Annotated in this window: 11 protein-coding genes; 3 read left to right on the top strand and 8 right to left on the bottom strand. The window is 47.7% G+C overall.

Features of this window, described 5'->3' with window-relative positions; translation table 11 throughout:
- Nucleotides 1–76: 76 nt before the first annotated feature.
- Nucleotides 77–889 (bottom strand): helix-turn-helix domain-containing protein, encoded by an 813-nt coding sequence (locus IC229_RS13360; protein ID WP_190887481.1) that lies wholly within the window; start codon nt 887–889, stop codon nt 77–79.
- Nucleotides 890–1,270: 381 nt separating this feature from the next.
- Here IC229_RS13360 and IC229_RS13365 point away from each other — a divergent pair, with 381 nt between their 5' ends.
- Nucleotides 1,271–4,408 carry a TonB-dependent receptor gene (locus IC229_RS13365; protein ID WP_223833986.1) on the top strand — a complete coding sequence of 1,046 codons (3,138 nt, stop codon included), beginning with the start codon at nt 1,271–1,273 and terminating at the stop codon, nt 4,406–4,408.
- A 168-nt stretch (nt 4,409–4,576) separates the two neighbouring features.
- On the opposite strand, the gene IC229_RS13370 is transcribed toward IC229_RS13365, so the two are convergent.
- From IC229_RS13370 to IC229_RS13395, 6 genes are all read right to left on the bottom strand, one after another.
- Nucleotides 4,577–4,987: a hypothetical protein gene (locus IC229_RS13370; RefSeq protein WP_190887483.1), complete on the bottom strand. Its 411-nt coding sequence runs from the start codon at nt 4,985–4,987 to the stop codon at nt 4,577–4,579.
- Nucleotides 4,988–5,060: 73 nt separating this feature from the next.
- Nucleotides 5,061–5,207 (bottom strand): hypothetical protein, encoded by a 147-nt coding sequence (locus tag IC229_RS13375; RefSeq protein WP_190887484.1) that lies wholly within the window; start codon nt 5,205–5,207, stop codon nt 5,061–5,063.
- A 131-nt stretch (nt 5,208–5,338) separates the two neighbouring features.
- Nucleotides 5,339–7,990: a T9SS type A sorting domain-containing protein gene (locus tag IC229_RS13380; protein WP_190887485.1), complete on the bottom strand. Its 2,652-nt coding sequence runs from the start codon at nt 7,988–7,990 to the stop codon at nt 5,339–5,341.
- Nucleotides 7,991–8,122: 132 nt separating this feature from the next.
- Nucleotides 8,123–12,157 (bottom strand): hybrid sensor histidine kinase/response regulator transcription factor, encoded by a 4,035-nt coding sequence (locus IC229_RS13385; RefSeq protein ID WP_190887486.1) that lies wholly within the window; start codon nt 12,155–12,157, stop codon nt 8,123–8,125.
- Nucleotides 12,158–12,358: 201 nt separating this feature from the next.
- Nucleotides 12,359–12,523, bottom strand: coding sequence for an integrase core domain-containing protein (locus IC229_RS36075; protein ID WP_190887529.1), 165 nt, complete (start codon nt 12,521–12,523; stop codon nt 12,359–12,361).
- A gap of 34 nt (nt 12,524–12,557) precedes the next feature.
- Nucleotides 12,558–12,728 carry a hypothetical protein gene (locus IC229_RS13395; RefSeq protein ID WP_190887487.1) on the bottom strand — a complete coding sequence of 57 codons (171 nt, stop codon included), beginning with the start codon at nt 12,726–12,728 and terminating at the stop codon, nt 12,558–12,560.
- Nucleotides 12,729–13,550: 822 nt separating this feature from the next.
- Here IC229_RS13395 and IC229_RS13400 point away from each other — a divergent pair.
- Both IC229_RS13400 and IC229_RS13405 read left to right on the top strand, forming a co-directional pair.
- Entirely contained in the window at nt 13,551–16,757 is a 3,207-nt protein-coding gene (locus tag IC229_RS13400; RefSeq protein ID WP_190887488.1) for an SBBP repeat-containing protein, read from the top strand.
- A gap of 130 nt (nt 16,758–16,887) precedes the next feature.
- Nucleotides 16,888–17,223 (top strand): LytTR family transcriptional regulator DNA-binding domain-containing protein, encoded by a 336-nt coding sequence (locus IC229_RS13405; RefSeq protein ID WP_190887304.1) that lies wholly within the window; start codon nt 16,888–16,890, stop codon nt 17,221–17,223.
- Nucleotides 17,224–18,339: 1,116 nt separating this feature from the next.
- Here IC229_RS13405 and IC229_RS13410 read toward each other — a convergent pair.
- Complete coding sequence (locus IC229_RS13410; RefSeq protein WP_190887489.1) at nt 18,340–24,066, bottom strand: putative Ig domain-containing protein; 5,727 nt, start codon at nt 24,064–24,066, stop codon at nt 18,340–18,342.
- Nucleotides 24,067–25,431: the final 1,365 nt, after the last annotated feature.

Here is a 25,431-nt window from a genome sequence, read left to right on the forward strand (position 1 = left end):
GGGAGTGATAAATTGGCTGACGCGCCTAACTGTTAATTGCGTCAGCCAACTTATCACTCATCACTTATCACTCCTTTCAAAACCACTCGGCCAGATTCTCGGCGACTTCGTTCGAGGTCTTCTGATACCGGAATGGCGAAAACCCGGCAAATTCTTTGAAGGTGCGGATAAAATGCGACTGGTCGGCGTACCCATTGTCGAACGCGATATCGGAAAGTTTATCGAAGCGGCTGGTTTTCAGTTGATGCAGCGACGCCTGAAACCGGCAGATACGGGCAAACAGATTGGGTGAAATACCAACGCTCTGCTTAAATCGTCGTTCAAGTAGCCGTTCCGATACGTTTAATTCGGCCTGAAGATCTTTCAATGATACGTTTCCTTTCGATCTGATGAGCTGACGTAGCGCATAATCGGTCAGATTGTCTGTCTGAATGGCGTTGATACGTAGCTGTTCCTCTAAATAGTTCGATAGCAGATTGATACGTTGTTCCAGCGACGTAGCCGTCCAGAATTGTTCCTGAAGAAAACGGTCATGATTACCCAGTAGCTCGTTCAGATCGAGGCAGGTATCGGTCAGTTCATGAGCGTCGAGACCGAAAATCGTTTTCAGGGCGAGGGGCGTAAAACAAATACCCATCGCCTTAAACGGCTCGCTCGCATGGATTTCCCGGTGACGGATGGTTTGTCCATACAAACAAAACGAAGGCAATTCTTTTTGGTATTGGTCGATTACGCTGGTAGTGGCTTCCAATTGAAGCATCAGTCCTGGGCACCCGTCGGTTATGGGCCTGAAAATTCGGGGACCATTTGCCGTTGGATTGTCCACGACCCAGAAATACCGAACGTAGCGTTCCAGAGAAGCGGGCGGTGGTATTTTGATGTACTGCATGGGTTAAAGTTAATGATTGCCCATTACGCCGACAAATACTTCTTAGTTATCGTGAATACTGGCTAAGACAACGTATTGCTGCCGCGTGGGGCTTCGACAAGCTCAGCCTGATAATCCAACTTGAGTTAACAAATTCAAATAGACTGTCAGGCTGAGCCTGTCGAAACCCCACGCGGCAGCAATACGTTGATTCATCTATTAGTGATGTTAGTTAAGTGTATTCGCACAATGATGACAAATTGTTAATAATTCGGTAACGCCCATGACGAGTAGTTGTCGTCTTTTTGCAGTTGAAAAAAAACAGTCCTTCTCTGTATGAAAAACAGACTACAATTACTTGTTTACCTCTTTTTAGTTAGTTACCTCATCAACCATTCGGCAATGGCCCAAACGACGCAGGCATCGATTGCGGGGGTGATTACCGACAATCAGAAACAGGCGCTTCCGGGCGCTTCCGTTCAGGTACGTAACGAATCGACCGGCTTTAATACGGGTACAGTCACCAACGCTCAGGGCGAATATTCGTTTAAAGAATTGCCGCTGGGCGGGCCATACACCGTTCGTATTACGTTCATCGGCTACGGCGAGCAGAAACGTACCGGATACCTGCTCAATCAGGGGGATGCCATTCGCGTCAATCTAACCATGCAGGAAACCGACCAAACGCTCGAAGTAGTGCAGGTGGTGGCATCAGGATTGAAAAACAAGATCGAAAACCTGGGTGCGGCTACGGCCATTTCGGCCAAATCGATTCAAACGCTGCCGGTAAATGGCCGGAATTTTACATCACTGATGGATCTTTCGCCCCTGAGCCGGGGTGGAAATATTTCGGGCCAACTGGGCTCATCGACCAATTACACCATCGACGGCATGAACGCCAAAAACCCAACGTCGGCCGGTTCGACTACGAGCCGAAGCGGAGCCCCCTACTCTATTTCGATCGAGGCCGTTCGCGAGTTCAAGGTCATTACCAATCAATACGACGTGATTTACGGACGTAGTGGCGGGGGTATCGTGAGCGCCGTTACCAAAGCCGGTACGAATAAATTTACCGGTAGCGTTTTCAACTACACCCGCGCCAACTGGTTAGCCAGCCCCTATGATATTCGGGGTAATACACGCAATAACAAGTTCGCTACCAACCAGTTCGGCTTGTCGCTGGGTGGGCCGATCATCAAAGACAAACTGCACTTTTTCCTCGTCTGGGATCACCAGCAGGATTCGCGTCCGTTGATCATTGCCGATATTCAGTCGCCCGTCGATGAAAACCGGTTTAACGTAACGCGTGCTACGTTGGATCGATTTGTGGACATCGCCCGGAGCAAATACGGCGTGTCTAATACGCCCCAGTTCGGTACGTTTGACAAGAATCGTGGTTCTGATGCAGCCTTCGCCCGACTCGACTGGCAAATCAACAGCAAAAACCTGCTGACGATACGTAACAATTTTACCAGCGACCGCAATAAGCTTGGTTTAGCGGATAATACGACCATTAACGCCTACGAATCGTACGGCAACGATTATAACTGGGACAACAGTTTTCTGGCGACGCTACGCACCTCGGTAACGCCACGTATCACGAACGAGCTGAAACTTCAGCACCTGTTTACGTACCAGAAAAGTGCTCCCGGCGACCAACTTCCGGCCGCTAACATTCCGCGCGCCATCGTCGAAAACGTTACGTCGACGGTTGACGGAACAACTCGCTCAACCAATATTCAGATGGGTGGCCACCGGTTTGCGCAGGAAGGTTTCGACAATAACGTACTACAACTGGTTAACAATCTGTATTATAACACCGATAAAGTTCAGTACACGTTTGGCGTTGACCTGATGTACACACGGGCGCACTCGGTCTATGGCAGCGAGGTGAACGGTCGGTTCCATTACACGGTTGATGCTGCCGCCAACATGACAGCGCTCGATAAATTCAATGCGCTGCAACCGTATCGGTATTACCGTGAGGTGCCGCTGGTCGATGATCCGAGCGTAGTGGGTAATACGTGGAACGCCGGTTTGTATGGCCAGATGAGCACCAAACTGGCGCGGGGTCTGGAAATGATCGCCGGTCTGCGGTTCGATTACGCGCACTATCCGTCTACCTCGCTGAATCAGGTGGTAGTTGATGAGTTGAAACTACGTACCGACAACAAACTAAAATCGTTCATCGTGCAGCCTCGTCTGCAATTTACCTGGGACGTAAATGAGCGGCATACCGATTACGTCCGCTTTGGTGCAGGTGTTTTCGCTTCTGACATAAATAATTACGTCATTATCAACAACCTGACGTTCGATGGTAAGCACCTCGCTACGGTCGATGTACGCGCCCCAAACATCCCGACGCCCGATTTTGCTGCGTATCGCTCGAACTACGCCAGCATTCCGTCGTTAGCTGCTTTCCAGCTTCCAACGATCAACATGACTGGAGCCGATGCGCGCGTGCCGGTTCTGTACAAAGCGAACCTGTCGTATAACCGCTACCTGACCGATAAGTTGAAAGTGGGTATTGCGGGGTATATGTCGCTGGGGCGGAATAATTACATGTACGTAGACCGCAACATGGCTACGGAACCGTATTTCCGTCTGGCGAACGAAGATAACCGGGGTGTTTACGTACCATTGGCCTCCATGCCCACCAACGGCGCGGGCGACTGGCTACAGGGACGTATCAGTCAGAAACTGGGCCGCGTACTGGAACTGAACAGCGAAGGGAAAGTGAATCAGTTTGCAGTGGTGGCCGATGCTACGTATCAATATTTTAAAGACGGCGAATTTTCGGTCAGCTACACCTGGAACGATACACGCGACAATACGTCGTTCAATGGGAACGTAGCAAACTCCGCTACGTTATCGCTACCCGTGAAAGATGACCCACGAAATCTGTCTAAAATGACATATTCGGATAACCAGTTCCGGCATAAAATCGTCTTTTATGGTACGTTGCCCACTTTCTATGGCATTACGGTTGGGGTTCGTTATTCCGGTATTGGCGGCACAAGGTATTCGTTGTTGTCCGGCGCCAACAGCAACGCCGACTTCGTGGCGGGCAACAACGACCTCGCTTTCATTTTCGACCGTAACAGCGAAAATACGCCGTCGAACGTAAAAAGTGGTTTACAGGCCATTCTGGATAACCCCAATGCCAGCCAGAGCATTAAGGATTATATCACTACGTATTCGGGCAAAATGGCGGAACGGAACGGAGGTGTCAATGGCTTCTATGGTGTTTTCGATGTTCGGGCCAGCAAGCGGTTCAGGATTCATAAAACGCATACTATTGACATCTCAGCCGACGTATTTAACTTCGCTAACCTACTGAATAAGAGTTGGGGAGCTAATCAATCGTTGGGAACGCAGGCGCTCTATGCACTCGGTATCCCTGCATCGGGTTCTACACCAGCAGTTGCCGGTTTCGACAAAGCCAACCAGCGATTTGTGTACCGGGTCAATACGGCTGGTGTTGTTACCCCTTCCGGCGACCCATACCAGCTTCAGTTAGGAGCCCGCTACAGTTTCTAGTAGGCAGTAGCTCCGTCAATCTTCTTTTCGACCTTTTCTTTTCACATAGTTAAAAATTCAGCCTGAGCTTTCGGGCTGAGTTTTTTATAAGTGTATTCAGGACGTTGAACCTATCTACGTTACACTTGACCAATGTATCGGGATGTATGAGCGTGTTCAAATTTTTGCTTATCGACTGCCTTCGATTATTGTTACTACACCGCTGCTTGAAACCGTTAACGTAATAGACGCTTTCGTGGCTGAACCAATTTTTGTGACTCGGGCGGCTTCGCTAAATATGTCCACGTTATCGACCGTACCGTACAAATAAGCCGTTCCCGCCTGACTGGCCGTTGTTGCCGTTCCCTGTTTAGTAACAAACTGCATACTGGAGGAATTGGTAGACTGACGAATGAAAGCAATGGTAGCAGACGATTGCCCGTTCGACGGAAATGTCGTTACAGTGGTACCTTGTTTTATACTCGTTACGTTGTAAAGGCCATCAATCGTTGCTGCTAAATCGGGATTGGGCTCACCACTTTTCTTGCAACCACCTACCGTAACGATGATCAGAATGAACCCGTAAAGCCATGTTTTCATAAACTATGCTATCTTCTTGTATTTAAGAAACTTACAAGAATCAAGCCAATGTACCTCCGGTCATTCCATCCAATCAGATCCAATCCTGATTACCTACGAATTCGACGGGCAAGACAAATTTGAATCGATGCGGACGTAATAAATACGTAGCAGAAAACACCTTATCGCTCCACTGGCACACATCGTTGATACGTAGTCGGTGAAGCGCCAGGGCAGTCAAGTATAAAATGTCTTCATAGTGTTCTGTTGGTTAAGCGCTTAAAAAGAAATACCCCTTATTTCGGTACTGTATACCCTGCAACTATGCCTGTCGATTGGACAGCTTAGTTGCAGGGTATCAACTAGTTGTACTTATTGCTTAATCAGCTTAACCGTCTTACTTTGCTTATTCGTAGTTACCTGTAGTAGATATAATCCGGGAGATTTGCCTAATTGGATTATCTGCCGTTCATTAATTGCGTCAGACTTTATTAGTTGACTGTCAAAAACTCTACCCTGATTATCAAGTACTTGTAAATTAAACGATTTGCCATCGACGCCACGAACTTCTATCTCAATCGATTCAGCCGTATTCGGATTCCCAAATACCCTGATCGATAAGTTTTGTTCAGATAGGGTTTCCAGACCTATTCTGGCATTTGTTGTCAAACTAGTATTGCAGTGTTCACCAAATGAAAATACATAATCAACTGTTTTACCACTTTGTGTTGCCTGAATTGTAATCGGTTTAGGATCATTTCTTAAATCAGCTTCCACAATACCAGTAGTGCTGGCGGGTGAGGAACGTAGCACGCCGGGTATTGAATACGTAATGGGAGTGCCGTCTCCGCCCGCGCTCTGAAGACTAATAAAGCCTGTCTGACAATCGTAAAGGGGCTGTAGCAGAGTTAACTTGCCATCAACTGGCAGTGCATCAATACAATGGTGTCTGAAATCAAAAACATAGCTTACCGTTGATTTTCCCTGCGTTGCCCGAATAGTAATAGGCTTAGGATCGGCCCGGAGTTCAGCCTCTACAATACCGGTAGTGCTCGTAGGTGAGGAACGTAATACACCGGGTACCGAATACGTAACCGGGGTGCCGTTTCCACCATGATATTGAAAGGTAATTTCGCCAGTTTGACAGTTGTATAAAGGCTCCACCAACGTGAGCGGAGTTGCGGGGGCCGGCTCACGCAAGCCTGAAACTCGCTGTTTATTTAGGTATAGACAGATACTGGTAACAAATTCCCAGCTATCATCAATGTGTAGTATATTTGGTTTATTGACTATAAATTCATTTCCATTTTGATCTTTATAAGGAAGTGCCCTGGTCATTACGTCTAAATTCGCTGCGACCTGACTGCTCAGTGCATTATTTGCCTGAGTTGCCATGGCTCTTATACTTCTGGCCAGCCCTAACGCTGATCCTACAGCATCCCCCCCGCCTTGTTGAGTTAACGTCCAGGATAATAGAAATAAATTCTGCGAATAGTTGCCTAGATTAGCTAATTTACCAAGCTGATCAGCAGCCATGGTAGATAAATCGTTCTTATTGGAATAACTGTCAAACTTGGATATATTATTCTGCGAGTAAAATCCCTGGTTGGCAGCCGCTGCTGATGGATTATTCACATCATACCAGGTTTGGGTCTCAAACCGAATAATTAATTTACCCGTATTACTTCCTGCGAAAATGTCCTTCAGCGTAACATTACCCGTAAAAAGATTTGGCAGTGAAACGAATTTGGAAGCATCAATACGTTGCCTGATTACTGACCTCAGACGATCAAATTGTCCGTCATCCGTGCATAAGCTGCCAAAGTTCAAAATGACTAACTCCTTGTGGTTGCTCAGAAAATTATTGATACCAGTCAGCACGTCGGGCAAATTATCGGATGTAGCGCCAACCTCTAAATTATATTTATTAATTGCTGATTTGTAGGCATCTTTATCCGAGATAAGTTTTAGAACATTACTAGTACCTAAATCTGTTGCTACGTTTGCTAAAAACGCAGTTAAGTCTTCAATGGCTTTGAGTGCCTCGTTTTTGTCATTAACTGTAAGGTTAGGAAAGCAGTATTTGCTACCATTTAAATGAGCAAACGGGAAGTCTATTGGATTCTGAGCAAAATCTTTTGCTAAAACGCGGCAGTCAAAATAACGTACACCTGCATTGAGTTGCCCAACAATATCCAGGCTCTGGGTCTGTGTGTTTGCAGAAACCCCTCCATAAGAGGTACCGATTTTATACATGCCTGCATCATGCGAACCCGGAACAACGATTTGCGATAATGTCTTATCGGAATTAATCAATCCGGAATTGTTCATCCAGTCAGCCCACGGTTCATCTTTCAATAAATGAAAAACGCCTTTTCCCCAGTCAGACTGACTACCAAATTCATTTAAAACCCTGGATTTGGACAAATTGCCAACCCCACTGGAACTCTCTAATTCGATATGTGATCTTGGTTCAAAAAAAAGATTAAGCAGCCCAACAGAAGGTGAGATAACTGCTTTGAATTTGAAAATTTTGTTGAATGAGCCATTTAAGCTACTAACATTAACCTGGAACCCGGCATCCTTACATTTAAGATTGTTGACTTCGTAATGAAAAACCGGACTTGGCTGCATGGGAGATAGCGTAAAAGTCACAGACGGTTTTTTAGCACCATTTCTTTCCGCAAAACAGTCATCGGAGGAGCCAATACTCACTGTAACGATCTCGTCCGTTTCGTTAAGCAATTGAAACTGAACCCCGATACTTAATGCGAACGGATTGTAAACTGTTTTGTGATCAGGTTCATTTGTTGCGAAAAGTGTACTATGAATTAATAGAAGACTTACTAAAGCTGTGAAAAAGCGAAAGTGTAGAATACTGAGTAACCCACCTGTGGAAAGTGCATTAGGTTGCCCTATACCGATTTGCTTTACTGGCTTGCCAAAGAGTAACCATATTGGCGAGAAACTCCAATAAAAGGCGTCAATCTTGTTAATTCCTAGCTGATAAAGGTTCGTTTTCATAATTCAGAAGTTTGTTTTGATAACAATAAGTAACCGATCACAAACTTCTGTAAACCCTTTAAGAGAGTATATAAGCTACGTATCAGATTATATAACGCTCGTATCAAACTACAGATAAACAGCTAAAATCAGCTAATTCCAGGGCTCCTGGTTGGCGTATGCGCGGGGAGTTAAGCCGTACAGTTCATGAAAACACTTAGTGAAATAGGCAGAGCTATCAAAACCCACCATATAGGCAGTCTGCGAGTTGTTATACCCCTGGCGTAATAACTGTGCTGCTTTCTTTAGCCGATAATTACGAATAACATCACTGATCGGCAAACCTGTTAAGGCTTTCAATTTACGGTGCAAACTCATGCGACTCATGCCAATCTCAGGTAGTATTTCCTCAACACCAAACGAGGTGTCATCTAATTTTTTATCGATCAGAGCATAAAGTTTATCCAGGAACGTATCGTTCAGACCGGACTCTGAAACGTCTTCAGGCTGATGAAGTTTCGTCAAATTAGCCTTCAGCCGATCACGCAACTTCCGCCGGTTCTCCAGCATATTATGCACCCGTTGCTGCAATTCCGGTACGTGAAACGGTTTGTTCATGTAATCGTCCGCGCCTAACTCCAGCCCTGTCATCCGACTTTCTATGGCAGATTTTGCCGTTAACAAGAGAACAGGAACATGACTGGTACGTTGGTCATCTTTAACCAGCTTACAAAGCGTGTAGCCATCCATTTCGGGCATCAGTACGTCGCTGATGATTAAGTCTGGAATGAGTTGAAGGGCCTGCTCATAGCCTGCTTTCCCATTCGACGCTCTGTGGACACGGTACATCGATGGCAAGCTGTCGATAATAAATTCAGCCAGTTCAGTGTTATCTTCTACCAATAATAAAGTGGGTATTTCATCATCATCGATTTCAGTTGTAGCAGTACGTTCATCGTGTAACGAACTGACGGATATTGGAGACGTAGCATCAGTTTCTTTTGCAACTGATCGATAAGGCAGGTCAATCCGAAACGTAGTGCCGCTACGTCCTGAAGATTCATCTGTTTCACTGGTAACCTGCAATTTCCCCTGCTGAAAATCGACCAGTTCTTTAACCAGTGCCAGACCAATACCTGTACCTTCCTGCTGCCGTGTACTGGAATCGTCTACCTGATAAAATCGGTCAAAAATATGAGGGAGCTTATCAGCGGGGATGCCCATACCCGTATCGCTCACCGCCAATTGAATGGAATTGTCCGTCGGGGAGTTAAGTAATACGTCTACACGACCGCCATCGGGAGTAAATTTGAGTGCATTCGATACGAGATTATACACAATTCGTTCCAGCTTACTACTATCAAACCAATATTGACCAGACGTAGTAGAGCGATACGTTAGTTCAATTGATTTCGACTCAGCCTGCCCGCAAAACGACTGCACGATCTCATCCACAAACGTACTGATATTTCCCAGCGATTCATTGGCAGACATTGCCCCCGATTCCATTTTGGTAAGATCGAGGAGTTGATTGATAAGCTGCAGCAATTGATTGGCGTTTCGATGAATTGCAGAAAGTCGCCGATTATCACCTTCATCACGAATCTGGCGCATCATCTGTTCAGCTGGCGCCATAATTAAGGTGAGTGGTGTCCGAAATTCGTGCGTAATGTTGGAGAAGAAGCGGGTTTTCATCTCATCCACTTTCCGAAGCTGGGTGGCTTCCTGCTCCTGCATTGCCATGGTTTGCCGTAACTTCAATCGGTTCGTATAGGAACGTAACAGACCATACCCAATGCCCAACAGCGTTAGTGTATACATTCCATACGCCCACCATGTTGCCCAAAATGGTGGGCGTATGATGATACGTAACATACGAATATACGGACTCCAGCTTCCTGATGTATTCGAAGCATTCAATTTGAGGGTATAACTTCCGGGACTCAGGTTGGTGTAGAATGCATCGGGACGTTCCGTCTCAATCCATTTTTTTTCAAGTCCGTCGAGCCAGTGTCGATAACGGTTTTTTCCGGGTTTGTTGAATTGCATGACCGCAAAATCTACCGCCAGAAAATTCTGATCATGCGGCAAACGCAGTTCGGTTAAACCCTGAACCGCCGAACTCTGTGATGACGTATCACGTGTATTTTGCGAAGTACGTAGCGGCTGATTATTGACTTTGATATTGGTTATGAACACTTTAGGAGCAAACTTATCGGTTTTGATTTGATCAGGATAAAAGGCCGTTATACCTTCTACCCCGCCCAAAATGATTCGATCATCCGGCAAATGAACCACATGAAACCGATTAAATTCATTAGCCAGCAGCCCATCATCGGTCGAAAAATTCAACACTTTAAATGTTCGCGTATCCAGTCGGCTAATTCCTTTGTTGGTGCTCAGCCATAGATAACCAAGCTTGTCAGACGTAGCAGAGTATACTACGTTATTGGGTAATCCATTATCGATGGTGATCCGCTTTGACTGATACGTTCGTTTATCGAACATACATAAGCCGTTCCCGAATGTACCGATCCAGAGCCGATTCGGATTCATCGAATCTCCTGATAACCAATACAATGAATTACTGCTTATGGATTTAGGATTGGTAGGCTTATGCCTGAAAGATTGAATCTGACCACTTGTCCGGTCAAGGCGAAGAAAACCTTCTAAGTCAGTAGCCAACCAAATAGCCTGATCGTCCACAACAATCTGTAAACCAATCACATTGGATGGCAATTTGAATGCAAATGTGAATTCTTTCCACTGCCGACTCACAGTATCGATATAATACGGCTGTCCATTATCCAGCGTCCAGATTATTCCTTTAGGATCAGTAGCTAATGGAAGCAAAAACCGATGATTATCAGGCGTTTTTTTGGGTAACAGCCGAACAATCTGCGTTTTCTTTCGGGTATTTAGATCGTATTGATAAAAAACCGGTTCAGTATTATTAACCCAGAGTTTCCCCTGCTTATCTACTGTATACCGGAAATTATAAGCGAACGAGTGAAAAAAGATCCGGGGCGTTTCGTTCCGCGGAATATTCAGCCAACGCATGAACACATCAGCCGGAAACGGATGCTGATAAACAGCCGTTTCGAATGGATAGGCACGGAGATCGTATTTTCGAATGCCATAACCGTTTGTTCCCAGCCAGAGTACATCAGACCGATCAATAAAGAGGCTGATTGGCCGCCATTCGCCCGTAAAACGCGCTATTGTTTGCAGATTACCTTGCGGTGTGAATCGATACAACTCACTATCGTGAGCCAAATACAGATTACCCCGACTATCCTCCACAAATGACATATTGTGGTATTCGTTCACAAATTGGGGCAATTGAAGCAGCCGAACTTTGTTTTTTTGAGGATTTAAAAAGGTAACAAAATTGAGCAGGGAGCCGATAACTAATTGACTGTCTGACAATACAAATAGTCGTTGAACTCTTTTATTTGGCTCGTTTGTATCGTGTTTTGCTGGCGGAAATGGATATGACTTGAATTGCCCTGTTCGCTCAGAGAAGCGATCTAAACCGACGCCAGTACCTGCCCAAATAGTTCCGTTATGATCTTCAACAATGTCCTGAATCGAATTGTGGTTATATAATTGCCGAGGTTCACCCTTCCAAAAGAAACGACGAATCCGATCGGTTCGGATGTCATAGCAGACCAGGCCTGAATTATTAAAAAATGATATCCATAACCGATCCTGATGGTCGACGCATAATCGGGCAATGGTACCCATTTGCTCAGGATGATGGAATTTCTTTTTAGGCCAAACATTGATAAATGTTTCACTGACAGGATCGAATCGATCAATGTCTCCCCTTACTGAAACGACCCATATAAATCCCCGATGATCTAAGAATAGGCTATTTACCGCCGAAAATATCAGGGAAGGCCTTCCATCGGCTGAGGGCTGAAAGATTTTAAAGCGCTGTCCATCGTACCGGCATAATCCATCACGAGTCCCCATCCAGATAAACCCCTGACGGTCCTGCAAAATGGCAGCTATATACCCCTGCGGCAGACCGTCTTTACTTGTTAATTGTTCGGGTTGCGATAATCGGTAGCCCTGGGCATACAAAAGCGCCCCCTGTAAGACCAGGATTACGGTTAAAAGCAGCCAATTCTTTTGTCTACGCTTTTTATGCGTTGAATAGATTGTAGGTGTACTGGCATCCATTTTTAATGAATGGTTACAGAATCAGCTAGTTACGAAAGAATGTCTTGATAAAAAGATTATCTACATTCTCAATTTTACTTTGACTTATGGATATGATCGTGTGGGCCATTTAAACTGGTGCATAAATTGTACCGAGCTTTTTCAGAGCTAGTATAAGCTTCCCTGAAATTGTAGCCTTACCCAAATTAGGACAGCAAGCATTTAGACTTTCTTAACTTCCCTTTGCCTGGCATCGGTTGCTGGTGCCAAGCCGCCCAGTGACTGATGGGGATGAAAATGGTTGTATTGGTCCATCCACTCGTCTGATAGAATCCGAACTTGTTCAAGAGATAAGGTTGTTCGCTGTGCACCACTGCCGAAATGTATCCGCTATACATTCAGGGCCGTTATCCACTCGAATCTACTTGGGTAGAGGACGCTGCAGAGCAATATCGCTCAAAACATCGACTACTTTCTGAGCTGGCAACGAAAAATCAGCATCAGCGGCTACCACTTCTCGACTACAGTCGTCAATAATGGTTAGCACTCGAATCTTTCGCTTACGGGTCAGAATATCAGCCACAAAATCCATGCCGCTACGGCGGACCGTTCCAACAGTAGTTGATCGTTTCTGGGGCCTGTAAAGGTTGCTTCACGCGGGCTGGTAAGCGTCGCCTATGCCGTAGCTGAACAGGTAGTAAAAGACGGTATTATCCCGGCCAAGATGGACGCTAAACTGCTGGAGAAAATTGAGGAGTTGACCCTGGATAGTATTCAACAACAAAAGCGCATTAACCAGTTAGAAAAGTTATTAAAACAGGTGTTGGAGAACAAATAACCAGGATCAGCTATTATGAAAGAAGCCCTACCGTAACTGGTAGGGCTTTTATGTTGTACCCTGAACGTAATAGCAACCTGATTTCTATTGGTAGGAATAACGCTTACTGAATCACTGATAACTTGTGGATTAACTGGTGCATAAATTCGTAGCTATTCTGCACTAATGCCGGAATGCATTGCTCAGTCTGCGCTTTGATTTGCTCTCTAATATCAGAACCACGCGCGATAGACAACAGCCAGACTGGATAGGTATGAGCAGCCAAACGGGTATCCAATCCCTGGTTTTTCTCCTTTTTTACTCAGCAAATCCCCTTTTGGGAGAATTCTTATAGACTTTGGGAGGAATTTTATAGCCCTTCCTGATTCGAGAACAAATCTTTGTGTTCGTAGCACTTGGTTGTCAACCACAGCCTGAGCAGCTACTGTATTGCGCGGGATGAAGACTTGTTTTTCGGCTAAAACCAAGTCTTCCAACGCATTCTTGTTTGTAAGATCTTATCATTAATGTTTTATGAAACAGCTCAACTCTCTGCGGATCCTCTCCTCCTTTCTCGCAGTTAGGCACACATTAACGGTGGCATGGTCATTCCGCCAGTTGCTCTTTTTAGTCTGGTTTTTAATGGGTGGTGGACTGTCCCCAGACACTCAGGCACAGAACTTCGAATGGGCAAAAGGTCTGGGTGGTACCAGTTATGATGAAGGTCACTCGGTGGCGGTTGATAAGCAGGGTAACGTTTATACGACTGGCTATTTTACGGGTATAGCGGATTTTGATCCCGGGCCGGGGGTATTCAACCTTACCTCAGCGGGTAGTAATGACATCTTTGTCTGTAAGCTAAGCTCCAGTGGCAACTTGATATGGGTTAAACAACTTGGCGGCAGCTCGGATGATCAAGGAAGATCGATTAAGGTCGATGGAGGAGGTAATCTCTATATTACTGGCTATTTTAACGGTACCGCCGACTTTGATCCTGGACCGGGAGTGAGCAATTTAATCTCGGCAGGCGGTAGTGACTTATTTGTCAGCAAACTTGACCTATTAGGGAATTGGGTATGGTCTAAAAGAATGGGCGGTAGCAGTAATGATTTTGGTAGTGTGGTAGCAATCGATGGGCAGGGTAATGTCATTTCTACCGGTTCTTTCAGTGGGACAGCGGATTTTGATCCTAACTCAGGAACTTTCAACCTAATTTCAGCCGGTATTACCGACATATTTGTCAGCAAACTTGATGCATCGGGTAACTTTGTCTGGGCCAAAAGAATGGGAGGGGAGAGTGACGATGTTGGCCATTCCGTGACAGTCGACGGAGCAGGAAATGTCTTCACAACTGGCTATTTTAACGGTACCGCCGATTTTGACCCCGGACCAGGGGTATTCAACTTGATATCGGTTCAGGGGACCTATGACAGCTTTGTCAGCAAGCTTGACGCATCAGGAACTTTTGTTTGGGTTCAACAACTGGGTACCGGTGGAAGCGAGACTGGCTACTCCATAATTGTCGATGGATTAGGTAACATCTATTCGACCGGTTCTTTCAGTGATACGGCGGATTTTGATCCTGGATCGGGGGTGGCTAACTTAACGACGGCGGGTCTTAGCAGTTTATATGTGAGTAAACTTGATGCATCTGGTGCCTATGTCTGGGCCAAAGCCATCAATAGTACAGTTGAAGCGTACGGTTTCTCGATCGCAGTGGACGGGTTAGGGGATGTTTATACGACTGGTAGCTTTTTGGGTACGGCGGATTTTGACCCTGGACCAGGCGTATACAACTTAAGCTCAGTTGGAGTGTATGACAGCTTTGTGAGTAAGATCGACGCATCAGGTGCCTTCGTGTGGGCGCAAGCCATAGGCAGCACTACTTCGGATGGAGGCAACTCAGTAGCCGTAGATAATTCAGGTAATGTTTATACTACCGGTTCTTTCCGTGGGCCGGCGGATTTTGATACAGGACCAGGCATAGCTAACCTAAACGTGGCAGGAATTGTCGACGCTTTTGTATATAAGTTAAGCCAACTCCAAGTAACCCTATCGCCTAATTCAGCCTGCCTGGGTGCCCCTGTAGCTTTGTCAGTAGTAACATCAGGCGGTACCGCTCCCTACTCTTACACCTGGGTAGCCCCGGTGGGAACCACGCTCTCGGCTACCCACTCATCCGTTGTTTCTGCAACGCTCACCCTCTCTGGCGTACAAACTTTTACGATCTTGGTAGCTGGATCAGATGGTCCAGTCAGTACGTCTACAGTGGACTTAACCGTCAATGCGGCTCCTGTTGTCACACTTACGGCGAATCCTTCTACCACGCTCACCTGTCCCCAGACTAGTGTGACCCTAACAGCTAGTGGCGGCTCATCCTATGTATTCAGTGGGCCTGGCGAATCCATGCTGGGTGTTGTCAGCCAGAATGCTACGTCCGGCACGGCCGTGGTCAATGTTGCAGGTACTTACTCGGTCACGGTCACTACGTCAAGTGGCTGTACCAGTAGTACCACCCTTGCCGTGCAACAGAATACGACGCCCCCATTAGTGAGTATCAATCCTAATAGTGCTACGTTAAACTGCACTACGTCCTCGGTAAGCTTGGCAGCGGTTGGGAGTGGAACGTATCAGTGGAATACAGGCGATACTACGTCGATCGTCAGTGCTACGTCGGCAGGTATATATTCGGTGACGTTGACTGCTACCAATGGTTGTTCGTCTACTGTCAGTGCCAGCGTTACGTATCAGAACTGTGCGCCTACGCTGACTAACGCCATTCCGCCCCAGTCCGCTACGTTGGCTGACGCCTTTAGCTACACCATCCCGGCCACTACGTTCACCGATGCCGAAACCCCTCATAGTCTCACGCTGTCGTTGATGGGGCTGCCTGCTGGGCTGAGTTTCGTTCCGCCCAACACCATTACGGGTACGCCTTCTACTACAGTAGGCTCACCCTTTAGTGTGACGGTAACGGCTACAGACCCCGGAGGTTTGTCGGCCAGTACCAGCTTTAGTCTGACGGTGCAGCCCCGCAGCTTTGCCATCACTGGAGTGACCATGCTGGACTGTAATCACATCAGCTACTTCGAACGGCGCATCAACTTCACGGTCAGTTTTGAAGCCACCAACGGTCAGCCTATCAGCCTCTCGGTGGTCAATGAGGCCAGGACTGTCACCATCCATGAGCCCTATCAGTTAACCGTGTACACCGACAATCCGGTGATTGTGTTCAAAGCTAGTCAGCAGGGTACACCGGGTGAAGCTACCTTTAGTTACAACTGGCTGGCTTTTTGTGCCAACGGCAATCCCAGGGTAGAAAATGCAATCCCTCCTCAGTCAGCGACGGTAGGCCAGGCGTTTAGCTATACGATTCCGGCCAACACCTTCACCGATGCCGAGACACCGAATAGTCTTACACTTTCGGTGGTGGGTCTACCAGCGGGATTAAGTTTTGTGGCTCCTAATACGATCACGGGCATAGCTTCGGCTTCGGCCAGTGCCTTCTCCAGTGTGACGGTGGTGGCCACTGATCCGTTCAGTGGGACGGTATCGACCTTTCTGCCCTTGAGTGTAGTGAATCCAGGCGGTTGCGGGAGTATGTTTACTCTAAAGGCAGGCGATTGGAATGATGCCAGTGTATGGTCTTGTGGCCGGGTGCCCTTGCTAACTGACGTAGTAACGCTGAATCATGCGGTGAGTCTACCGCCTACCTATCAGGCGCAGGCTTTGCGGGTGATCTACGGTGCCACCGGTCGACTTTTGTTTGGAGCTAGCAGTCGGTTAAGGCTGGGAGCTAATTAACCTCTGCAATACGTGTACTGTAGCATACAAATCAAACCTAGTTGTCGTGCGACTACAGTACATGGCCAACCCATACTGTCTCAGTAAGCCTTAACACCAATAGTTACGTTCCAGTAGCTCTACTTTGCTGATGAAGTCAACTCCTCACTTAAAAGCCCACCGCCCCGATAGTCAGCCCCAGGTAAGCTGGCTGCTGGCCGAAGGGAACTATACCCATGTGTATGTTCACAATGGTAGTTACTCCCTGTCGGCCATCACCCTGGGCAAAGTCTGCCAACGCTATCCGTATCTGGTGCGGTTGAGCCAGCAGTTGGCTGTTGATCCTGGTCTGATTGTAAGCTGGCACCGGCCCGGGTCCAAACAGTTGGTGGTAGAGCTGGCAGGCTGTGGTAGTCCACAGATGGTGGTGGTTCCCCGTCGTCGCATCCGTGAGGTGAGACAGCTCTTACGCCACCTTCAAGTCTAGTGTCACGCCTTCCAACCCTACTAGCAGGAAGTATACCTTTATCTAGAATTAACAGACAAGGATCGTATTGACGGATTGGAACGACTTATGAAGCAGCTTCTGGAGAAGAAATAAACTACTTTTTGACCATCCCATTACGGCCCAGCTAACCACTGGGTCTTCTTTTTGCGAGCTTGTCCATACGTCCATTTCCCTAAGTATAATTGGTGAACGGACAGCAGGGATGATAGGTATTGAGAGAGGTTATGGATTTCTCGGTCATGAAGAAAGCCAGCTAAAGGTTTCCTGGAAATGTACCAAATGGTTATCTCCGTCACAGGTAAAAATAGCCCATTATCTGAGTAAGCTGAAAGTTCTTCCGTTATAGAAACAACCCGCTTCTACTGATGCTTTGATCAGCGATGCTGAGTTGCTTCCGTCACGGAAATAGTCAGCTTCTACAGTCGGCTAAATTGTTGATGCTAGGTTTGCCATCGCCACAGATGAAACTAGTCCATTTCCTGAGTAAGCAGTATTGGGTTGCTTCCGTCACAGATATAACAATGGAACCAGGGGTTCTCCTGCACCGGTGTAACAAGCTATCAATAACCCTGGAGTAAGCTGTGTTGGCTTTCTGCTATGCTGGAGAAAATATAATTACTAAATATTGGCCCCTAAGTGGCCTAGAGTGTGTATGATATGGTGACCGATTCACCTATTTGTAGCTCATATAACTGTAGCGTACCCAGCAATCTACTTTTCCATAATCCATAAAGGCCCATACTGAATCGAACTCAATTGTTGCTACCCATTGTCCGTCCACCAGATTTACTAAGTGGTAATGGACGGTGGGCACCATTAGCTTAGCGTTTCTGATGGTTCTGGAAATACCATGATACCGAAACACCAATCAGACGTAGCGAATAACGCGAACCATACCCTGCTTATTTATTACATGCGCGTAACGGATGGAACGCTGTCAAAACAACCCCTCCCCTTCGTAAAACCAGTGACGTACGTTCTATTATTGCCTACTTTTTGAGCAAGACCACAGACTTTGCCAGCCACAAGGATCCATTAGAATTAACGACGCAAATAGTCAATTCCAAAGCTCTGTTCTAGTAAATGGCGCAGCGATTAATTTCCCCCCAACCTTAACCGACTACTGGCACCAAATATCAGTCGGCCAGTTGGCGAATAAATCACCCGCAAAGCCTGCGCCTGATAGGTAGGCGGTAGACTCACCGCATGATTCAGCGTTACTACGTCAGTTAGCAAGGGCACCCGGCCACAAGACCATACACTGGCATCATTCCAATCGCCTGCCTTTAGAGTAAACATACTCCCGCAACCGCCTGGATTCACCACGCTCAGCGGTAGAATCGTCGATACGAACCCACCAGCTGGATCGGTAGCCGTCACCGTCACACTGTAGAAAGCACTGGCCGAAGCCGACACGGTACCGGTGATGGTATTAAGAGCCACAAAACTTAATCCCGCTGGTAGACCCACCACCGACAGGGTGAGATTAGTAGGCGTTTCGGCATCGGTGAAGGTGTTGGCCGGAATCGTATAGCTAAACGCCTGGCCTACCGTCGCTGACTGAGGAGGGATTGCATTTTCTACCCTGGGATTGCCGTTGGCACAAAAAGCCAGCCAGTTGTAACTAAAGGTAGCTTCACCCGGTGTACCCTGCTGACGAGCCTTGAAGACAATCACCGGATTGTCGGTGTACACGGTTAACTGATAGGGCTCATGGATGGTGACAGTCCTGGCCTCATTGATTACCGAGAGACTAATGAGTTGGCCATTGGTGCCCTCGAAACTAACCGTGAAGTTGATGCGCCGTTCGAAGTAGCTGATGTGATTACAGTCCAGCATGGTCACCCCAGTGATGGCAAAGCTGCGGGGCTGCACCGTCAGACTAAAGCTGGTACTGGCCGACAAACCTCCGGGGTCTGTAGCCGTTACCGTCACACTAAAGGGTGAGCCTACTGTAGTAGAAGGCGTACCGGTGATGGTGTTGGGCGAAACGAAACTCAGTCCAGCGGGCAACCCTACCACTGACAGGGTGAGGCTGTTGGGGGTTTCGGCATCGGCAAAGGTGTTGGCCGGAATCGTATAGCTAAATGGATTACCCAAGACGGCCGATTGGGGCGGGATGCTGTTAGCTACTGTAGGCGCACAGTTCTGGTAGATCACAGCAGTAGTGGCCGTACTCGAGCAGCCATTGGCACCCGTTAACGTAACGGAGTATGTACCCGCTGAGGTAACACTGATGATTTGAGAGGTAGCCCCGGTGTTCCAGCGATAGCTGCCAGTACCATTGGCCGACAAGCTGACAGTGGGTGTGGTGCAGGTTAACGTAGCGCTTGTGGGGCTAATGCTGACTGAAGGCGGAGTCTGATCGACGCTCACACTGACAGTAGCGGTACTGGAACAACCATTAGAACCCGTTAACGTAACCGAGTAGGCATTAGCTGTGCTCACTGAAATAGAAGACGTAGTTGCCCCGTTGTTCCAACGTACTGAACCGTTCCCAATTGCCGTCAAACTCAGTACTGGACTGGTGCAGGTTAACGTAGCGCTTGTGGGGCTAATGCTGACCGAAGGTGGAGTCTGATCGGCAATCACGCTGGCCGTGGCGGTACTGGAGCATCCGTTAGCACCGGTCAGTGTAACCGAGTAAGCATTTGCTGTGCTCACCGAAATAGACGACGTAGTTGCCCCGTTACTCCAACGATACGTTCCATTCCCTACCGCTGATAAACTCGCCACTGGATTGGTACAGGTCAACGTAGCGGAGGATGGGCTGAGCGTTATGGAGGGCGGGGTTTGATCAGCGGTCACGTTGGCCGTGGCGGTGCTGGAACAACCATTGGCTCCCGTCAACGTAACCGAATACGTACCGGCTGCCGTCGTGCTGATCGTGGACGTAGTAGTGCCAGTACTCCAGCGATACGTTCCTGTACCCACTGCTGTCAAACTCACCGATGGTGTAGTGCAAGTCAACGTAGCACTGACGGGACTGATACTTACCAAAGGCGGAGTCTGGTCGACGCTCACGTTAGCAATGGCCGTACTCGAACAGCCGTTAGTCCCCGTTAACGAAACTGAATACGTGTTCGCCGTACTCACCGAAATAGACGACGTAGTGGCCCCTGTACTCCAACGATACGAGCCATTCCCTAACGCGGATAAACTCACCAATGGACTAGTACAGGTCAACGTAGCGCTGGATGGACTGATACTTACCAAAGGCGGAGTCTGATCAGCGCTCACGCTGACACTAGCCGTGCTCGAACAACCATTGGCTCCCGTTAACGTAACTGAATAAGCAGCTGCCGTACTCACTGAGATGGCCGAGGTAGTTTCGCCAGTACTCCAGCGATACGTGCCAGTGCCTACCGCACTCAAACTCACTGATGTCGCAGTGCAGGTTAGCGTAGCCGAGTTAGGATTGATGCTTAACGCAGGCACACCGTTATCCTGACTCACCTGAACGGAAGCAACAGTGCTACAGCCATTAGCGGCCGTTACCGTAACGGAAAAGAGGCCCGATGAACTAACAATCGCCGTGTTGCCTGACGAACCGCCCTGTTGTACAGCACTCACACTGAAAGCATAGCTGATAAAACCAGCCGTCGCCGTCAGGGTCACGTTCGTCTGGATGCAATTCAACGTACCACTAGAAGCCAGGGTGATGGAGGGTGCTGATGTGTCGGATTGTACGGTGGTGGTCTGGGTAGCCGTGCAGCCGTTGGCACTGGTGGCCGTTACCGAATACAAGCCACCCACGTTCACCACGGCTTGATTACTGGATTGACTTACCACCCCTGGTCCAGCGAAGCTATAGGTAGCACCGCCAGTAGCAGTAAGTGTAACACTGGTCTGGGCACAGCTCAACGTACCACTGGCAATGAGCGTTGCTGTCGGTACAGCCGTATCCGATTGGATCGTTGTCGTCTGAGTAGCGGTACATCCGTTGCCACTTGTGAGTGTTACCGAATACGCATTCGCCGTATTCACAGCGATCGTCTGACTGGTAGCGCCTGTACTCCACAGATAGGTACCTGTCCCATTAGCGGTTAATGTGGTACTCGGATTGGCGCAGGTCAACGTAGCGCTGGATGGAGTGATGCTCAGGGTGGGTACGTTAGTGTCTTCACTCACCTGAGCAGAAGCCGTTGCCGTACACCCGTTGCTACCTGTCAGGGTGACCGAGTAGGGACCTGCCGACGTAGCACTGATGGTTTGGGTGGTAGCCCCCGTACTCCACTGATACGTTCCACTGCCAATTGCACTTAAACTCACGGCTGGACTACTACAAGTCAACGTAGTACTCGCAGGGGTAATACTCAACTGAGGTACTGAATTGTCTTCACTCACCTGAGCCGATGTGGTGGCGGTACAGCCGTTAGTCCCCGTCAAGGTCACGGAGTACGTATCTGCCACGCTCACTGAAATAGTCGACGTAGCCGCTCCAGTACTCCAACTTATCGAACCCGCTCCTATCGCCGATAAACTAACCACCGGACTAGCGCAGGTGAGCGTCGCACTGGCAGGGAGAATGCTGAGAGTAGGCGGGTCATTATCCTGACTAACCTGGCTACTCGCCGTGCTGGAGCAGCCATTAGCCCCCGTTAACGTAACGGAGTAGGTATCTGCCGACGTAGCACTAATAGTTTGGGTGGTAGCTCCCGTGCTCCACCGATACGTCCCCGTTCCTACAGCGCTCAAACTTACACTCGGACTGGCGCAGGTCAACGTAGCACTGGTTGGAGTAATACTCAGGGTAGGGCTCGTGGTCAGGCTGCTCACCGTGGTGCTGGTCGTACTCACACAGCCACTGGCGCTGGCGACACTCACTGAATAGGTGTCCGAACTGCTCACTACGACGGTATTGGATGAACCGGGTGTGCCTATTACGCCATTGCTATTGGCAAAGGTATAGGAAGTACCGCCCGATGCCGTTAACGTCACCGAAGAGAGGGTACAACTGATAGGACCATTGTTTGTTAGCGAGGCAATAGGTATGTGTTCTACCAATACGCCGGTAGTAGCCGTAGTCGACTGGCCACTCTGGCTCACCGTAAGGGTAAAGCTTTGGGTACCTGCTTCGCTGGCCGTCACCGACTGACTCAATAAAGCGCTGCTGGCTGCACCTATAATTGGCGTGCCGCTACTACTGGCCAGCGTGAAACTGTACGTTCCTGTCACGTTCCCAATGGTGGCGGTCAACTCAACAGTGTTTCCCTGGCAGATTGATGCAGAATTGGAGGTGAAATCTGTGATTTTAGGAATAGGAACTGCCGGTTGGCTAATTGTATAGCTGCGGCTGGCAGTACAATTGTTAAAATCGGTAACACTAACCGTATAGGAACCCGCACGCAGCCCCGTGATCGTAGCCGTACCATCACCGATGGGGTTATCAGGTGTCCAGTTGTAGGTATACGGCGTTGTGCCACCGCTTACAGTTACAGAAGCAGAACCGTCGTTACCACCATAGGTGGTAACATCTGTCGATGACCCATCTAGGGTCAAGGCCGACGGTTGTGTAATCGTATAGCTACGAGTTGACGTAAAACCAGAAGGCGTCGCAGTGACGGTCAGCGAATAAACACCTGCACTTAAGTTTGATACAGTAGCCGTTCCGTCGCCGGTAGGGTTACCGGGTTCCCAACTATAGGTATAAGGTCCGGACTCTCCAGAGGGGGTTGCAGTAATACTGCCCGAACTAGTACCAAAGCAGAGAACGTCTACCTGCGAACTGTTTATAGTTAATTCATTACTATTCGTTACAGTGATGATAAAGCTTTTCTCATAGCTTAATCCACCGGAATCCGTCGCACGGACTCGGATGGAATAGCTGTTCTTCGTCTCGTAGTCAAAAATGGCCGAGGTACGTAGTGTATTGCCGGAAATATTGAATAATGCGTTGTTCTCAGAACCCATTCCGCTGACCAGCGAATAAGAATTGGTCTCGTTGGGGCCTGGATCAGTGGTAGTAAAACTGCCTATTGGCGTGTCGATGGCCGCATTTTCACTAACCGTAGTATTACCCAAAGTAATGTCAGTAGGGGCGGTATTGACATAATTGATACTGACCGAGAAGGTAACTCCTCGGATAGTAAAGGCATCGGTGGTCGCATTGAGATTGGTGTTCGTATAGCGGATGCAGTCATTGTTGAATATGGGACAGCAGCTACAATCGTTTTGCAGATTAAGTATATCCTGGTTGGCTGCGGCACAGTTGGAGCCAAAGTTCATATAAATTCTGCCCTGAGTAGGGGCTAATGTCGCACAAGCCCCATTTGGACCGTTATAAGTGACAAAACCCGTACCGCCACTAGGCACAATTATTTCAATTTGAGCATTAATCACATTGACAATGAACACTTTTTCATACGAGTAAGCCGGTGTTCCATTGTCGGTGGTACGCACCCGAATTGAATAACTGTTCTTCGATTCGTAGTCAAAAATGGCCGAAGTGCGCAGTGTGTTCCCTGAAATATTGAACAATGCGTTGTTAGTAGACCCTGTACCGCTTACCAGCGCATAAGAGAACGTTTGGTTCTGTTGGCCTATGCTCTGGTCAGTTGTGCTGAACGAGCCCACGGTGGTGTTGATGGCCTGATTTTCGACCACCGTTGTTCCGCTTAGACTAATATCGGTTGGGGGATAATTGGTTACAATTGTGGCGGTGTACGTAATCCCCCGGATGGTAAATTGATCAGTGGTCGCGGTTGTACTATTATTGACATAGCGGATGCAGTCGTTGTTGAATATGGGACAGCAGCTACAATCGCTTTGCAGATTAAGTATATCCTGGTTGGCTGCGGCACAGTTGGAGCCAAAGTTCATATAAATTCTGCCCTGAGTAGGGGCTAATGTCGCACAAGCCCCATTTGGACCGTTATAAGTGACAAAACCCGTACCGCCAGTTAAACAGGTAAAACTTACCTGAGCATGAACAGTTAAAGTGAGCCAGAAGCAGAGTCCGACTAAGCATAAACATTTAGTAAAGTTTGGCATAGGGAGGTTGGGGGATATGTTGGTTTGTAAAGCTCAAAAGGTAACTTAATATAAGTATAGCGGCTGTTGCAAAACTCCGCATTGTGGCTGTTCAGTCTGGTAAGCGAGTCAGATGCAGAGTAATTTCGCTACTCAATGGACTGTTTGACTTTCCTGAGCTGAACCCGATTCGACTTTTGCAACAGCCACTATAAGTATAAAACAAATATAGAAGCTGTTTAAACTTTAGCAATAATCCCCAAAACCATGTGAATTTTGAGGTGCGAACTTTCGATAAACTCAGTAATGGGGATCATCAGCAAAGCTATGATTGAAACATGGTTTTTACCACAGTTAACAGTCGGACAGCGGGGATTTGAAACAACAGTTCCAGGAAGAAATCAATGAGCTGAAAGCTCTCGTTAAGCAACTTCTGGAGAAGAAATAAACAGGACTTTCTAATCAACCCATCTCAGCCCAGCTAACCACTGGGTTTTATTTTTATTAGCTGATATGCTCAGATATTCTTGTCCGTCTGTCCGTTACCCTTAGTAGAACAAGTGGACGGGCACCAGGAGGTGATAGAGGTTCATAACTCCTGAATGAGTCGCAATGGGTTTCTTCTGTTACGGATATAACCAGTACTCCCTAACCCGAAATGTGCGGCACTTAGAGTTCTCCAGCACAGGTATAACCAGCACCCTTGAATAAGCTGAATTGGGATTCATCTGTGCCGGAGTACATACAATTATTCCCCATTCACACATTCTATACAAACTAACTTCCAAGTAGCTGAAGGAGGATTATCTGGTGCCTAGCTAGCAGCACGGGTAATGGGATATAGTAACCAGGTGCAGACTACTATTGTACCCGGTAATTCCAGAACCCATAGTAGACCACACTGAACTAAAGACTACCTGATATTATCCCCTATCCACTTGGTAACTGTTGTCCGTCCACCAGTATTCCTAAGGAGCGCGGACAGACGGACACTTAGGAATGCAGTATCTCTGATGGTTCTGGATCTACTTAAAATCACGGCACACCAATCAGTTGTAGCGAATAACGCGACCCACATACCCAGTAGATTGGCAATATATGCTTGTCAGATGAAACCTGGTCAAAAATACCCCCGCCATTTATAAAACCAGTGACGTACCCGCCCCCTCAATGAAACACGACTTTATTCAGGAGCTATTTAATTTACACATTTTG

It is taken from the genome of Spirosoma profusum (assembly GCF_014699005.1).
In the GTDB taxonomy this organism is placed as follows: domain Bacteria; phylum Bacteroidota; class Bacteroidia; order Cytophagales; family Spirosomataceae; genus Spirosoma; species Spirosoma profusum.

What these genes read in the sequence shown, in the direction of transcription:
- IC229_RS13410 (WP_190887489.1), bottom strand. Translation starts at nt 24,066, where the DNA reads ATGAACTTTGGCTCCAACTGTGCCGCAGCCAACCAGGATATACTTAAT.
- IC229_RS13405 (WP_190887304.1), top strand. Translation starts at nt 16,888, where the DNA reads ATGAAGTCAACTCCTCACTTAAAAGCCCACCGCCCCGATAGTCAGCCC.
- IC229_RS13380 (WP_190887485.1), bottom strand. Translation starts at nt 7,990, where the DNA reads ATGAAAACGAACCTTTATCAGCTAGGAATTAACAAGATTGACGCCTTT.
- IC229_RS13365 (WP_223833986.1), top strand. Translation starts at nt 1,271, where the DNA reads ATGGCCCAAACGACGCAGGCATCGATTGCGGGGGTGATTACCGACAAT.
- IC229_RS13385 (WP_190887486.1), bottom strand. Translation starts at nt 12,157, where the DNA reads ATGGATGCCAGTACACCTACAATCTATTCAACGCATAAAAAGCGTAGA.
- IC229_RS13370 (WP_190887483.1), bottom strand. Translation starts at nt 4,987, where the DNA reads ATGAAAACATGGCTTTACGGGTTCATTCTGATCATCGTTACGGTAGGT.
- IC229_RS13395 (WP_190887487.1), bottom strand. Translation starts at nt 12,728, where the DNA reads ATGGATTTTGTGGCTGATATTCTGACCCGTAAGCGAAAGATTCGAGTG.
- IC229_RS13360 (WP_190887481.1), bottom strand. Translation starts at nt 889, where the DNA reads ATGCAGTACATCAAAATACCACCGCCCGCTTCTCTGGAACGCTACGTT.